We start from the raw sequence: 15,552 nt of genomic DNA, 5'->3' as shown, positions 1-15,552 counted from the left end.
GCCGATGGTACTGCGTAGAAGTGGGAGAGTAGGTCGCCGCCTTTTTTTAGAGAAATCCGATATTCATTTGAGTATCGGATTTTTTGCGTTTATAGAGTTTTAGTAAACATTTACGAATGTTATTCTTATTAATTCCAAATAAAGATTAATTTTGAAAAAAAATAACCGATGCAAATAACAGGTGATATAAAAATGGTTGATGTGGTACAGCATGATATTCAATTACTGGCCGTAATTCAACGATTTGAAATACCATTAGGTTTTAAAGAAAGAACTGTATCAGAAGTTTGTGAAGCCAACAATGTTGATACAGCTTTTTTTCTCCAAATTGCCAATTCTTTTCATGATAAATCCTTTTTAAATTGGGAAAAGTTTAAAGTATTTCCTGTTGAATGGATAATTACTTATTTGCGTAATGCTCACCGCTGTTATGTTGATCATCGTATCCCTCAGATTGAGAAACAAATTGAGAGCTTCGAAAGTCAGGTCGATAAAAATGAGCAGAACGTTAAGTTGTTGTTAGACTTTTTTAGGAAATATATTCATGAATTTAATACGCATATAGAGCAAGAGGAAACAAATGTTTTTCCCTATATTCTCGAATTAAATGAGTTCGTTAAGGAAAAGGATAAGAAAAGACTAACGACGCGAAAAAAGACTTCAATAAACGATTACCATGAAGAACACAATAGTATTGAAGAGTCGTTATTCGATTTGAAAAATATATTACTTAAATATTTACCACCTCCTGTTAATAACTGCTTATACAATAATTTAATATTCGATATTTTCAGATTAGAACGTGATTTATTGGATCATGCCGAAATAGAAGAAAATGTACTCTTCCCTTTAGTTATTGAAATGGAGAAATCTTTATTGTCAAACTCAAACGAAGAATAATGGTTAGGGTTTTAATCGTAGAAAATTCGCATATCGTATCTTTGGGTTTGATGAGTTTAATCCGAACGTTTCAGGATATAGAAGATGTCAGGCTTGTCGATAACGAAAAAGATTGCTGTAAAATTGCACATGACTTTGAACCGGATTTAATTGTTGTCAATACATCAGTTCTTAATCATGAAAGTATGATTAAGGTGATGGACGTTAAAAAAGCGGAAGCAATTGTAATGCATGTTTTTAATTCATCCTTACCATTAGGCTCACCAGCTAATCATTTATCAATTTTGGATAGCAAAGAAGTACTTTCTGATAAGTTTGAAAAGGTTATTGAAAACCTGACTAGATTGCGTAAAGAAATAGAAACGGAAGAATTGAGCCCGCGCGAAAAAGATATACTGAAAGAAGTTGCTTTGGGCTTAACTAACAAAGAAATAGCAGAAAAAATGTATATTAGTACTCATACTGTTATTTCGCATCGAAAAAATATCACACGAAAACTTGGTATAAAGACAGTGTCAGGATTAACAGTGTATGCTATATTAAACAACATTATTCAAATGGATGATGTGTCGTAGAGAATTTTAATCTATATGACTAGACATTTAATACTGGGGCAAACAAACTTATTTACCGAGAGACTTTTAGCTGCTATTATTGATTATTCAATAGTACTTGGCTTGTCTTTGTTTCCTCAAATTGGATGGTTATTCGGCCTCATTTATTTTTTATTTAAAGACAGCCTAGGGTTTTTAAAAGGGCAGAGCTTTGGTCGACGGTTATTTAAAATAAGGGTGATATCACGTGATGATGGTTCTGACTTAAGTAACAAACCAGACAAAGCTCTAATCAGACAAATTGTGTTATTAGTACCTGTATTAAACTTGATAGAATTTTACTTCTTTCTTTTTAAAGACGAACGCTTAGGAGCTAAGTGGACAGCGACAACTGTAGTGAAAGCTTAATCAGTTTCTGAAATTGGTAGCTGAAGATAAAAGGTGGTTCCAATATTCTGATTCGTTTCAAACCATATTTTACCGCCGCTATTGTTAATTATGTTTTTAACAATGGCTAATCCAAGTCCCATTCCACTTGATTTTGTAGTGAAATTCGGCGTAAATATTTTGCTTTTTACTTCATCGCTTATACCACGACCATTGTCAGAAATGGAAATTTGAACATTGATGCCGATGACTTTACTTGAAACCTTAATGACTCCATGTTTTTCATTTGGGATTGCCTGCACAGCGTTTTTAATGACATTATTAAATACACTAATTAGTTGGTCGGGATCGGCAAAAACGATGCACTCTGGTGATTCAATATCATATATAAACCGGATTGCGGGTTCTGATTTTTCATATAGCGCTGCTGTATTTGTCAGTTTTTCTATAATATTAACCTTTGTTCTTTGTGCCTGTGGCATTTTTGCAAAGTCGGAGAATTCGTTGGCAATAATGTGTAATTGGTCAATCTGTTCAATTAAAGTTTGGGATACGCGTTTTAAGAAGCTGTCAAAATCTTCTCGCTGATTATCCCAGGCTTTGGTTAAATATTGAACGCTAAGTTTCATTGGGGTCAGCGGATTTTTTATCTCATGGGCAATTTGTTTTGCCATTTCACGCCAGGCCATTTCACGTTCCGATTTCGCTAATTTCTCAGCACTTTCTGAGATTTCATCTACCATACGATTGTATTCTTTCACCAATCGGCCAACTTCATCATTGCCTTTATAGCCTATCTTTTGGTTCATTTTATCGACCCGAATTTGTGCCAATCTGTCCTGGATTAAGAATAATGGTCGTGTAATGCGGCGAGAAATGATTACGGCCATACCAATTGCAACTAACACAAATAGGAGATAGGCATTGATGACCGCTACAATTAGAGATGAAATCTCAGTCTTTAATTCATTATTACCAACAAAATAAGGTAGGTTAAGAAATGCCAAAACCTCACGTTTGTAGTTATAAATTGGAACATAAGCTGAGGTGAAATGTAATTTACCTATATACTCTTCATGAATAAACTCAGTTTTATATTTATGCGATAATATGTAATAGGCTTGAGGGTTCATCATTGTACCAGATAGGCCTTGTTGATATAGTTCAGGCCTTGAGGTAGCCAGTAAATGCCCATCAGTGTTGTAAAGGTTAATATCGGAATAGAATACATTGGAAAACTTTTGCATTAGGTATTGCAAGTAATCTTGAAAACTTTCATCCAGCATGGGTTCATTTACAATCTTTTGCTCCATTTCCTGAAGTACTGACATTATCCGCTGAGAAAGCATTTGATTGTTTTTCTGTTTAAACTGGTGGATGGAATAGAAAACAGAACTAACACCCATTACAAGCAGGATGATGACCATGAGCGAAACAAACGCAATTTGAATTTTTTCCTGAATAGAGAAGTTGAGGGATTGGTTTTTATGTGTTCGAGTAATAAAGAACAGTATAGCCGTGAAAATTAAAAACAATAGCGCAAATAGGGAAAACGACATCAATAAATATATCCGCTTAATTTCAGGGCGGCTTAAAACGAGTGTTGTATTGTCTTTAAGTTGATAGACCAGGTGCACCATATTGTCATGGCTAAAAACAGTTTTTGTACCAACAGAAACCGTATCAAGGGAGTAGTCTATAGGGTAGCGATGTGTTCCATATTGTTTAACCAGTTTGTTGTCGATGTATTTAGCGAATGAATAGTTTTTATAAACAGCGTTATTTACCTGCTCTTCTTGCCCTTGTAAAAGCTCTGGATAGCCAAGGCCCGAGAAGATGGGGCTCGAGTTAATTTCAATATATAATGTTGTTTCTTTATTTGGGTTATCTTGTAAATAAGGGATTTTTGCAAAGTAACTGACCTGGACGTTGTCATTATCCAAAAAGTAAAAATTCTCACATTGATTAAGCATATGGCCATCCCTATGGATGAGATCATCAAAGTAATTATAACAATTGGTTGTTATATCTTCGGTCTCAATATAAAGCGAAGCATCTTGCCAACAAACAATAATCTCGATATCATATCGCTTCCAATAACCATAGAAGTATGTTTTCTCAAGGTATTCTTTTATTGCTGAGGCATTATCATCATCACTACTTAATAACTTTATAAGATTCTCATCTGTCTTTATCTTGCTTTCTATATCAGTTAAGTACATCTCCGCTACCGGATCAGATTCTCGCGTCAGCTGAAATGAAAGATTATCAATCAATACTTCCCTGTTGTTTTTTTCTTTTTCAATATTATATGTGTAGAGCAGCGTTACGGCATAAAAGGAAACAATAAAAATTACCCATATAAAAGAACTGTAGGTTATACCATTAGAGCTGTTTCTGTGTGCTTTAAAAAGAATAAGACCTATGATGATAAAAACCAAAAAGTTGATTAATTGGGCTGGTTGTTGTATTGACAAAAACACGAAGTAAAGGACTCCGTAAATAATACAACTGATAATTACAAATTCATATGCATTGATATAGGCTTTAATACTGACTACATAGCGTTCCAGAATAAATATGATTGAACAGTAGAATAAGCATAAAATGATTAGCTTGTAAAGGGCTACAGCATTTAGGTCTTCAATGTTGAAAAAAATAGATGCTTGCGATGAATTCATAACAACAGTGTTAACAATGGCATTGATGAATAGCAGTAGAGCCATTATTAGGGCAATATGAATTCCTACATTAAAATAGGTTTTGTATTTACTATTTGAAGTATGCTTTAAGTATTTGGGAGCCTTGTGGTACCGGTAATAGCAAAATGCAAATGATAGCAAGAAAATGGCAAATATTAATAAACTACCTAATGATGAAATAAGGTCAGAAACAGCAAATGTTACAGGAGAGAACAGATCGAGATTGTTGAATTCTGTAGGGATAGCATAGTATTTAAATAGCAGACATAAAATAGTATAGTATACAAAAATACCTACTAATAATCGATTACTCCATTCCTTCAATTTATATAGTTCTAAAAAACCTATGCCTAATAAAATCAGGATTGCAAAGCTAATCGTGTAGATGATGAATGCAGCAATACTTATGGGAGAAATAATATCATGATCATTGTAGTTTAATGAGAACAGATACTGGTTGTTGATATCAAAAATAACATACTGACTATTAGCTTTATCTAAGCTGATTAATGGTGTGTGGCTGATTTTGAAATCATCTGCAAAGCGATTGGTTAAAAACTTATTTTGATACTCATATTGTTCTTTTATCAGGCTGATGCCTTTTAAAGTATATTGCCCAATGTTTATTTGATGTTGCAGAAACCATCCATTTGACAACTGAATAATGGAAGGGCTTTCTTGTTTGATGATATCCAGTGAAACCGTATGGGTCGACCATGCCACCAAATTAGAATCTTTGTATAGGTAAAATAGAAAATCTTTTTTAGCTAAGGAGTCCATTGTTGACCACATGGTGTTTTGACTCCATAAAGTTGTGTCATTCAGGTTGGTAATGTTGTGTATTAGGTCGTTTTGTTGATCTTTAATGGTTTGTTGAATTGAATAGGTATCCGCATCGTGTGTGTATTTATGATCGAAACGATGTTCTATGATTTTTCCAAATATAAATAAGGCGATAGCTACAATTATTGTGGAATATAGTTTAGGCTGTCGGCGCGGCATATGAAAGTACTTTTATTTAATAAAGATAGGAAAAAACATCATTTTCAATTACTCATGGTGGTATGGTTCGTTTTTTAAAATGGTATTAGCTCTGTAAAGTTGCTCAACAAATATTAATCGAATCATCTGGTGTGAGAAGGTCATTTTCGACAAGCTAATTTTACTATTGGCCCTGGCATATACATCATCTGAAAAGCCGTAAGGGCCGCCAATGATAAATACTAAACGTTTCAGGCCCGCCACCATCCGTTTTTCTATCAACTTAGCAAATTCAACTGAGGTAAATTCTTTTCCTTTTTCATCAAGTAGAACAATATGATCGCCCGCCTGGAAAGATTGTAAAAGAAGTTCACCTTCCATTGTTTTTTGTTGATTAGTTGATAAGTTCTTCGTTTTTTTTAGGTCTGGGATTACTTTCATTTCATAGGGTATGTAGTGCTTAAGTCTTTTTTCAAAAATCTCAATTCCAGACTTTAAATAGGACTCATCCGTTTTACCAATAACAACCAAAACAACTTTCATGCGTATACCTCTTTTGTTTATCAATAATTAAATAATACAGTAAAAGTGTCGTAAAATTACACTAAACCTCTATTTTTGTTGTAAAAGTAATGAGTGATTATTGAAATCACACTGAATGTAGACTGGAATAAGTGTAGAGGGCATTATTATTTTGTTGAAAACGTTATTAAGGCTTGATTTTTGTATATGATGAGCCGACAAAAACTATATGATGAATCAATTCAGATATTTATTAACTCTACTGCTTGCTTTTGTTTTAATTGAGGTAAATGCTCAGCAAACTGCGGCTTTGCCCGAAGGAACCATTATGATGGTGAAACAAGCCAATGCTGAAAAGTTATCTCAATCGTTTAATGAACAGATTGAAATTATTTTGCCCAGTAAAACAGCTGTTTATAGTCGTAAACAGGCTGAAATGGTTATCAAGGACTTTTTTAATCAACATTCAGTAACAGAGTTTCAATTAATTCACCAGGGGAAGAAAGATAATGCTTCTTATGCGATTGCCAATTATCACACTTCCAATGGTAGGTTTCGCTTTACTTTTTTGACGAAGAAAAAAAGTGGAAAAATTTATATTCATCAGATAAGAATTGAACGACAATGATTAAGCAGTTAATCGACCAGTTTATAGATATCACCATTCGCGAAGATATTGGCGATGGCGATCACTCATCACTATCGTGTATACCAGAATCAGCCCAGGGAAAAATGTATCTCCTGGTTAAAGAAGACGGTGTTTTAGCAGGCGTAGATATTGCTCTCAAAATTTTTAATGAGATAGATTCATCTATTGAAACAGAAGTGTTTATTAAGGATGGAACATCAGTTAAGGTTGGTGATGTTGTGATGCATGTCACCGGTAAGGTTTGGTCATTGCTACAGGCTGAAAGACTAGTGTTAAATGTGATGCAACGCATGAGTGGCATTGCTACCCGAACAGCTGAATATGTGGCTCGCCTGGAAGGCACGAAAACACGTGTGCTAGATACACGAAAAACCACTCCGGGTATGCGTTATCTTGAAAAGGAGGCGGTGCGATTAGGAGGTGGAGTGAACCACCGCATGGGCTTGTACGATATGGTGATGCTAAAAGATAACCACATTGATTTTGCCGGAGGCATTGAAAAAGCTATTCGCCAGGTGCAAACTTACCTTGAAGAAAAAGGAAAAGACTTAAAGATTGAAGTAGAAGTGCGCGACTGGAATGAATTGGAAGAAGTGATGCGCGTAGGTGGCATTCATCGCATTATGCTTGATAACTTTTCTATTGACGAGACTAAAAAGGCAGTGACTTTTATTGATGGTCGTTTTGAAACCGAATCATCAGGAGGTATTACTATTGAAACCTTGCGCGATTATGCAGAATGCGGCGTCGATTATATTTCTGTTGGTGCTTTAACGCATCATATCAAAAGCCTTGACTTAAGCTTGAAAGCGATGGACTAATAGTTTAGCAGCAAGAATATCGTAAGATAAAAGAAAGCCTTCAATTGTTAACGCAACATATTGAAGGCTTTTTCTATTTAGCCCAACAGGTTAAGTGAGTCTGCCAGGCTTTATGCTTTAAAATTCTGAATAGCATAAAATCTTATGTCGTATTATTTATAATACAGCTTCAAAGTTTGAGGTTCATCCTCTATTTTTAGTTGGATGGATTTTATTTGCCCAGCTTCGCCAGTGTAATTGAAGTTGTAGGTTTTATTTTTTTCCAAAACAAACTCCAGCACATCGTTCATATCTTGAGTTGGTCCGGCAGTTCGACCGCCACCCACCTGGTCAGCACCACAAAATACGTCCACATTCACTTCAACGCGATCGTCTCCCTGGAAGGTGCAAACGTCATCTTTAAACATCATTACTTTTACTGTCACGTGCGTTTCTGCTACTTTTTTGGCTGCTTCAGCTTCCTGGTATAAGCGAATATATCTTTCCGATACATTTTCGGCAGGCACATATTTGATATTTAAATCCCATACCAAAGGGAAGTGGTTGTCAGTCGGTTTCCATGAGCTGGCGTAGATAGCATGTTCCGGATTGTCAGGTATAGCTTTGCCGGCATCGGCCAAAAACCAGCTTTTATTTAGTCCGCTTGGATAGTATTCGGTAAAATACCATTTGCCATCAATCCACACCTCATTCCAGTTGTGGTTACCGCGCTTATCGTGCCAGTTTGGTGTGCCTCCAATGCGCGACGGAATACCAACAGCCCGGAAGGCATCAGTTAATAAGATGGATAAGCCACTGCACGATGCCATGTTTTGTCTCATCGATTCATAAGGACTCTGATCGGGCTTTTCGCGCTTTGTATTATAATCAACCATTAACTCATCACGAATATGTTTATTAACTGAGTCAATGGCTGCTTCTATCGTTTCGCAGTCTTTCACATACTTAGAAAAACGCTCGAAAAAATCTTTTCGCCAGTTGTCGCGAGTTTCGTTTAAACTCGCATAAGGCAAAACATCATTAAAAAAGATAGAATCGGGGATGGCTTGCGCCCAGCTATACTGTTCACGCGCCATGTAGGCATAATCCGTGTTTTCAAGAATAAAGTCAGCTGTCAATGTTTTTAAGTCGCGCTCGGGCATATAAGCTACTAAAAAAGCGACCGCTTCTTTCTGATGAGCCGGAGCCGATTCTATAGCTGTTTTGATTTCAGAGGCATTTTCACCAGCTGTTTCAATGGCTTTGTCAAGCATTTGGTGGTATTGCTTTGGTACATTGGGGTACTTGTTACAAGCACTTAATCCAATCATTAGTGCAATTAAAAGTAATGATGTTCTTAACATGATTCGTGTTTTACGTTTATCACAAATGTACAAAACCGCTGAGCTTGATACGTAAATCAATGTTCAGATTGGGGGAATTGTCCATTCGAAGGCAAAAGAAAAGCCGGTTGAATAACCGGCTTTAACTATGATATTATGTCTGTCATTATTTTTTCAAGCGAGCGATGCTCTCCGTCAATGTTTTGATTTTTGCTTCTGCATCGGCTTGTTTTTGACGTTCTTTAGCCACAACAGCTTCAGGTGCACTGCTTACAAAACGTTCGTTGCCTAATTTCTTCATAACACCTTTTAAAAAGCCTTCCTGGTGAGCTAACTCTTTCTCCAACTTGCTAATCTCAGCTTCCACATCAATTAAACCATCCATTGGCACAAAGTATTCGCTGGTGCGCACCATAAACGACACGGCGCCTTCTACTTTTTCATTCACCAGGTTTAATTCACTCAAATTACCTAGCTTTGTTAAAACGGCGTTGAAGTCAGGAGCAAAACCTTCATCAGACAGGATACTTAATGATAGCGTATCTTTCATTGGGATGTTTTTCTCTTTACGGATTGTACGAACACCGCCAACACCATCTTTCAGCATTTCAAATTTATCGATGATGGATAAATCCAATCCTTTAACGGCTGGCATATCTGATACCATGATGCTCTCTCCGTCTTTGCGCTCTTCCAATGCCTGCCATAATTCTTCGGATAAGAAAGGCATAAATGGGTGTAGCAAACGAAGCAGTTTGTCAAAGAACTCACTGGTTGCTTTGTAGGTTGCAGCATCCAAAGGCTTTTGGTAAGCCGGTTTAACAGCTTCAAGGTACCATGATGAGAACTCTTGCCAGAAAACAGTGTAAACGGTCATCAAAGCATCTGAGATACGATACTTTTCAAAGTGATCGTTCATGATAGCAATGGTCTGGTCTAACTTGGCATCGAACCAGGCAATGGCTTGCTTAGCCGATTCTGGCTGCTCAATGGTTTCATCAATTTCCCATCCTTTAACCAGGCGGAAGGCATTCCATATTTTATTGGCAAAGTTACGACCTTGCTCTGGCAGGTTTTCATCAAATAATAAATCACCACCGGCAGGCGAACACAATAACATACCCACACGAACACCGTCAGCACCATATTTAGCGATCAAATCTAATGGATCAGGTGAGTTACCTAATGATTTAGACATCTTACGACGTTGTTTGTCGCGTACCATTCCTGTAAAATATACATTCTTGAAAGGGAAGGTGCCTTTGTATTCATATCCGGCGATAATCATACGTGCTACCCAGAAGAAGATGATATCATGACCTGTCACCAAATCATTGGTTGGGTAGTAATAGTCTATTTCAGTTGTGTCATCACCATAACCATCAAATACGGATAGTGGCCATAGCCATGACGAAGCCCAGGTGTCCAACACATCTTCATCCTGGCGGATGTCTGCCATGGTTAATGACGCATCACCTGTTTTTTCTTTAGCAAGCTCAAGTGCTTTCTCATCGTTTTCAGCTACTACATAAGAACCATCGCTTAGGTAATAAACCGGAATGCGGTGTCCCCACCAAAGCTGACGCGAAATACACCAGTCTTTCACATTTTCCATCCAGTGGCGGTATACGTTCTTGAATTTCTTAGGATGAAATTCTACTTCGTCGCTCATCACAGCTTCCAAAGCCGGTTTAGCTAATTCTTCCATTTTTAGGAACCACTGGGCCGACAGCTTAGGTTCGATAACTACATCAGTACGTTCTGAATAACCTACTTTATTGACGTAGTCTTCAATTTTAGCCATGCTACCTGCTTCTTCCAATGCAGGGATAATCTTATCACGAACATCAAAGCGATCTTCGCCGATGAATAATTCAGCAGCTTCGCTTAATGTGCCATTATCATTGAAAATATTGATGCTTTCCAAATTGTGGCGCATGCCAATTTCGTAGTCATTGATATCGTGCGCAGGCGTAATTTTCAAACATCCCGTACCAAACTCCATATCCACATATTCATCTTCGATAATTGGAATTGAACGGTTGATAAGAGGTACTAAAACACGCTTGCCTTTCAGGTGTTTAAAGCGTTCATCGTTGGGGTTAATACAAACAGCGGTATCTCCTAAAATGGTTTCAGGGCGTGTGGTGGCTATGGTTACAAACTCATCTTCACTGCCTTCGATTTTATAATTCAGATAGTACAATTTCGATTGTACTTCTTTATAAATCACCTCTTCATCAGATACTGCTGTTAAGGCTTTACAGTCCCAGTTAACCATTCGAACGCCACGGTAGATATAACCTTTTTCGAAAAGGTCAACAAAAACCTTGATTACAGCATCGCTGCGTGTTTCATCCATGGTAAAGCTTTCACGGTCCCAGTCACATGATGCACCCAGTTTTTTTAATTGCTGAAGAATAATTCCGCCATGTTCAGTTGTCCAGTTCCATGCATGATCAAGGAATTCGTCGCGACTTAATTGCTTTTTGTCAATGCCTTGTTCTTTCAACCGGTTTACAACTTTTGCTTCTGTAGCAATAGAGGCGTGGTCAGTTCCTGGCACCCAACAAGCATTTTTGCCCATCATACGGGCACGACGAATTAAAATATCCTGGATGGTATTGTTAAGCATGTGTCCCATGTGCAGGACGCCGGTGACGTTAGGTGGCGGGATGACGATGGTGTATGGTTCGCGTTCATCAGGAACCGACTTAAAAAATTCGTTGTCCATCCAATACTTATACCACTTGTCTTCGGTAGCAGACGGGTTGTACTTGCTTGCAATTTCCATAATTGTAATTGTCTTTCTTCTGTTTTTACATTTTCATCAATAGCTACTTGCTAGTGACGTGATTATATAAGTCTGCAAAAATAAGAAAAAAAACAGTGTTGTAGTAATGTGCCTCCATAAGTATTTGTAAAGAATGATGCCGCCTCACCTACATTAAACTTCCATTGTTTGTGTTTTGAAAGAAAGACATTTAGTGTACTTTTGCGCTATGAACGTTAATGAACAAATTAGGGAATACTTAAGGAATAGGAAATTAAAAGCAACACCAATTCGCATCGAATTACTTCATCTATTAAAGGAGAAAGCAGCTGCCCTGCCTTATTCTGAGATTCAGGAAAGTCTTAAAGCGTTTGATCGCGTAACACTTTATCGTACCATTAATGTGCTAATAGATAATGGTATTGTGCACAAAGCTTCTACCTCGGGCGATGAAACGTACTATGCTTTATGTAGTCAGGAATGTTCGAAACATTGTCATAAGCATGAGCATATTCATTTTAAATGTACGAAATGCAACGAAGTATCGTGTATTAATATCAGGAAGAGTATACAGATGGATATACCCGGTTATTGTATTGATGAAATTTCAGTAGAAGTGAGTGGTATTTGTAAAAAATGTCTCGAATAATTTAATAAAACAGTCGACTTGTTGATCATATTATTTTAATAGGTAATACCAAATAAAAAAGCGCAAACTAAAAATAGATTGCGCTTTTCTTATTATTATCGTTAACTACGATCTTGGGTGGAATTGAATTAATGTGTTCTTTAAATATTCCTTGTCAAGATGCGTGTAAATTTCAGTTGTAATAATTGATTCGTGTCCAAGCATTTCTTGTACAGCTCTCAAGTTAGCTCCACCGTCAATAAGGTGTGTTGCAAATGAGTGGCGAAATGTGTGTGGGCTAATATTCTTTTCGAAACCAAGCTTTTTCGTTAAGTTTTTAATGATTGTGAAAATCATAACACGTGAAAGCTTATGGCCACGACGGTTCAAGAATAAAATATCCTCATCTTCCTTATGAATCTTAAGCGTGCGGCGGTATTCGCTAAGGTATAAATTAATTTCTTTGATTGCTTTTGAGCTAATTGGAACTAAACGCTCCTTATTTCCTTTACCTTCAATTTTAATAAATCCCGATTCGAAGAAAAGGTTAGAGATTTTTAGTTCGATAAGTTCAGATACACGTAAGCCGCAGCTATAGAGTGTTTCTAAGATAGCTTTGTTTCGTTGACCTTCTGATTTTTTCAAATCAACAGAGTTAATAATAGTGTCAATTTCTTCTACTGATAAAATATCAGGCAGCTTACGACCTATTTTCGGTGATTCAAGTAATGCTGTAGGATCTTTTTCTACTTTTTCCTCTATTAGCAAAAACTTGTAAAACGACTTGATACCGCTAATAACTCGTGCTTGAGTTCGTGGACTAATACCTCTGTCACCAATCCATTGCATCATCTCTTTTAGATCTGCCAAAATAACATCTTCTGGACCTTTTTTCTTTCCCTTATCGTCTAAAAAGGTAACAAGTTTTGTTAGATCAGTAATGTAGGCATGAATAGAATTTTCAGACAATCCCTTCTCAATATTGAGGTAATTTCTGAATTCATTAATTTCTGATTCCCAATTCATAATTTAACAATTTAATAAATTTCCCGATTATTAATTATCAGTAAAAATAAAGATCGAACTGATAACAAACAATAAATCTAATTAAAAATTTAAAATAATGTTTATTTTTCCTATAAAATTTGAAAATAAAAAGCTGGCTTTTTTATTCCAACAAACTATCGTAATTTTGCAGTCATAAAATAGCACTATCAGATGAACTTGTTAATCGTAAACGGTCCTAACTTAAATCTTTTAGGAAAACGAGAGCCTTCTATTTATGGAAGCAAAACTTTTGAGGATTACTTGAACGAGCTTCTGTCTGAATATCCTGAAGATTCAATTTCCTACTTTCAATCAAATAACGAAGGTGAGATTATAAATAAATTACATGAAGTAGGTTTTGATGTTGATGGGATTGTTATTAATGCAGGTGCATATACGCACACATCAATAGCAATAGCAGATGCTATTTCAGCTATAAAAAGTCCGGTTATAGAAGTTCATATAAGTAATGTACATAAGCGAGAAGAGTTCAGGCATAAGTCATACCTGTCGGCAGTTTGCTTTGGGGTAATTGCAGGCTTTGGGCTTGATTCATATCGTTTAGCAATAGAAGCATTAAAATCGAAATAAATAATACCAATTAAATAGATAAAGACAGTCTGAATAAAGTTGGGGAAGAACCTTATTCAGAATAGTGTTAATTGTTGCATATCACCAAGAAAAATTTGATTATGAAGAAGTTTACCAAAATTGTTGCTACAATTTCGGATCGCAATTGTGATGTTGATTTTCTTAAGAAGCTTTACAAATCTGGGATGAATGTTGTACGTTTGAATACAGCGCACCAGGATTTTGAAGGCGTGTTGAAAGTGATTACTAATGTAAGAGCTGTTTCTGATAAGATTGCCATTTTAATTGATACAAAAGGGCCAGAGATTAGAACAACTAAATGTGAGGACGACATTGAATTAAAAACTGGCGATGTTTTAAAAGTGAAAGGTGATTTGGATACCTTTTCATCAAAAGACTGTATATGTGTTAGCTATGCAGATTTTGTTCAAGATATGCCTGTTGGAGGTCAGATTTTGATTGATGATGGTGAAGTTGCGATGGAAGTAACAGCCAAAGAAGATGATCATTTGCTTTGTAAGGTACTAAACGATGGAATAGTTGGCAGTCGAAAGAGTGTAAATGTTCCGGGTGTGCGTATCAACTTACCTTCAGTAACGGAAAAGGATCGTAACTTTATTAAGTTCGCTGCACAAAATAACATTGATTTTGTTGCTCACTCATTTGTACGTAACAAAGAAGATGTTATCGAAGTTCAGCAAATTTTAAATGAGATGGAAAGCCCAATGAAAATTGTGGCTAAAATCGAAAACGAAGAAGGCGTTGAGAATTTAGACGAAATCTTGGAACACGTCCATGGTGTGATGGTGGCACGCGGTGATTTGGGTATCGAAATTCCACAGGAAAAGATTCCTGGCATTCAGCGTCGCATGATTCGCAAGTGTGTAGAGGCTAAAAAGCCTGTGATTGTTGCTACGCAAATGTTACACACTATGATTAAAAATCCACGCCCGACACGTGCTGAGGTAACTGATGTGGCAAACGCTATTTATTACCGTACGGATGCCATCATGTTAAGTGGTGAGACGGCTTATGGTAATTATCCGATTGAGGCTGTGAAAACGATGGCTAAAATTGCCAAGGAAGTTGAAGCATCAAAGGATAGTCGCTATGATATTCCTGTTTTACACGATACGAATGATATTACAGCTTATCTTTCTGATACGGCAGTTCGCGCAAGTAAGAACTTAAATATTAAAGCCGTGTTAACTGATAGCTTAACAGGAAAAACTGCGCGCTATTTAGCTGCATTCAGAGGTACTTGTCCTGTGTATGCTTTGTGCTATAATGCCAATGTAGGACGTCAATTAGCACTTTCTTACGGAGTCGTTCCGCGTTTGATGGAAGATGGTAGCTCAAAGAAGGAAATCTTGAAGAAGACCCTAAAGAAGTTATTGAAGAAAGAAGTATTAGTTGAGGATGATTTAGTAGCTTATCTAGGTGGTAGTTTTGGTATCGGCGGTGGTACGACATATTTGGAGGTTATTACCGTAAAAGCGCTACTGAAAAAAGTAGAGAAAGAGTAGGAACTCATTATATGAATAGAGAAAAGGTGTTGCGTTGGTAACACCTTTTTTTATTAACCTGAGTTCGATTTAAATTTTAAAACTCAGATTGAAATAAAGAACTGATTTACAATGAATAATTTTAGAGGAATAGTGAACTATTGCGATAA

At 36.6% G+C, this 15,552-nt stretch carries 13 protein-coding genes; 8 read left to right on the top strand and 5 right to left on the bottom strand.

What is annotated here, in order from left to right; all coding sequences use genetic code 11:
- Positions 1-168: 168 nt before the first annotated feature.
- From J1N10_RS19880 to J1N10_RS19870, 3 genes are read left to right on the top strand one after another with little or no spacing between them, the layout of a single operon-like run.
- Entirely contained in the window at positions 169-900 is a 732-nt protein-coding gene (locus J1N10_RS19880) for a hemerythrin domain-containing protein (RefSeq protein ID WP_262328482.1), read from the top strand.
- The gene (locus J1N10_RS19875) at positions 900-1,475 is read left to right on the top strand and encodes a response regulator transcription factor (RefSeq protein WP_262328481.1); all 576 of its coding nucleotides are present in this window, start codon (positions 900-902) and stop codon (positions 1,473-1,475) included. The genes J1N10_RS19880 and J1N10_RS19875 overlap by 1 nt, the downstream gene beginning before the upstream one ends.
- Before the next feature lie 15 nt (positions 1,476-1,490).
- Entirely contained in the window at positions 1,491-1,862 is a 372-nt protein-coding gene (locus J1N10_RS19870; RefSeq protein WP_262328480.1) for an RDD family protein, read from the top strand.
- Here the strand turns inward: J1N10_RS19870 and J1N10_RS19865 are convergent.
- Positions 1,859-5,545, bottom strand: a complete 3,687-nt coding sequence (locus tag J1N10_RS19865; protein ID WP_262328479.1) for a sensor histidine kinase — start codon at positions 5,543-5,545, stop codon at positions 1,859-1,861. The two genes, J1N10_RS19870 and J1N10_RS19865, sit on opposite strands and share 4 nt — an antisense overlap.
- Before the next feature lie 48 nt (positions 5,546-5,593).
- Positions 5,594-6,067: a 23S rRNA (pseudouridine(1915)-N(3))-methyltransferase RlmH gene (rlmH, locus tag J1N10_RS19860; RefSeq protein WP_262328478.1), complete on the bottom strand. Its 474-nt coding sequence runs from the start codon at positions 6,065-6,067 to the stop codon at positions 5,594-5,596.
- A 208-nt stretch (positions 6,068-6,275) separates the two neighbouring features.
- Between rlmH and J1N10_RS19855 the strand changes: the two genes are divergently transcribed.
- Positions 6,276-6,674 carry a DUF4783 domain-containing protein gene (locus tag J1N10_RS19855; RefSeq protein ID WP_262328477.1) on the top strand — a complete coding sequence of 133 codons (399 nt, stop codon included), beginning with the start codon at positions 6,276-6,278 and terminating at the stop codon, positions 6,672-6,674.
- The gene (gene nadC / locus J1N10_RS19850) at positions 6,671-7,516 is read left to right on the top strand and encodes a carboxylating nicotinate-nucleotide diphosphorylase (protein ID WP_262328476.1); all 846 of its coding nucleotides are present in this window, start codon (positions 6,671-6,673) and stop codon (positions 7,514-7,516) included. The genes J1N10_RS19855 and nadC overlap by 4 nt, the downstream gene beginning before the upstream one ends.
- 152 nt (positions 7,517-7,668) lie before the next feature.
- On the opposite strand, the gene J1N10_RS19845 is transcribed toward nadC, so the two are convergent.
- Both J1N10_RS19845 and J1N10_RS19840 read right to left on the bottom strand, forming a co-directional pair.
- Complete coding sequence (locus J1N10_RS19845) at positions 7,669-8,859, bottom strand: transglutaminase-like domain-containing protein (protein ID WP_262328475.1); 1,191 nt, start codon at positions 8,857-8,859, stop codon at positions 7,669-7,671.
- Between the two features lie 145 nt (positions 8,860-9,004).
- A complete protein-coding gene (locus J1N10_RS19840; RefSeq protein ID WP_262328474.1) occupies positions 9,005-11,632 on the bottom strand; it encodes a valine--tRNA ligase in 2,628 nt (875 codons plus the stop codon).
- 208 nt (positions 11,633-11,840) lie between these two features.
- Here J1N10_RS19840 and J1N10_RS19835 point away from each other — a divergent pair, with 208 nt between their 5' ends.
- A complete protein-coding gene (locus J1N10_RS19835; RefSeq protein WP_262328473.1) occupies positions 11,841-12,260 on the top strand; it encodes a Fur family transcriptional regulator in 420 nt (139 codons plus the stop codon).
- Positions 12,261-12,365: 105 nt separating this feature from the next.
- Here J1N10_RS19835 and xerD read toward each other — a convergent pair whose 3' ends face one another.
- Positions 12,366-13,265, bottom strand: coding sequence for a site-specific tyrosine recombinase XerD (gene xerD, locus J1N10_RS19830; protein ID WP_262328472.1), 900 nt, complete (start codon positions 13,263-13,265; stop codon positions 12,366-12,368).
- Positions 13,266-13,457: 192 nt separating this feature from the next.
- On the opposite strand from xerD, the gene aroQ reads away from it, so the two are divergent.
- The gene (gene aroQ / locus J1N10_RS19825; RefSeq protein ID WP_262328471.1) at positions 13,458-13,877 is read left to right on the top strand and encodes a type II 3-dehydroquinate dehydratase; all 420 of its coding nucleotides are present in this window, start codon (positions 13,458-13,460) and stop codon (positions 13,875-13,877) included.
- A gap of 101 nt (positions 13,878-13,978) precedes the next feature.
- Positions 13,979-15,403, top strand: a complete 1,425-nt coding sequence (pyk, locus tag J1N10_RS19820) for a pyruvate kinase (RefSeq protein ID WP_262328470.1) — start codon at positions 13,979-13,981, stop codon at positions 15,401-15,403.
- Positions 15,404-15,552 lie beyond the last annotated feature (149 nt).

This window comes from Carboxylicivirga litoralis (assembly GCF_025499605.1).
Lineage (GTDB): Bacteria > Bacteroidota > Bacteroidia > Bacteroidales > Marinilabiliaceae > Carboxylicivirga > Carboxylicivirga litoralis.
Note: the sequence above shows the minus strand (reverse complement) of the source record. Positions and strands in the feature narration are given on the sequence as shown.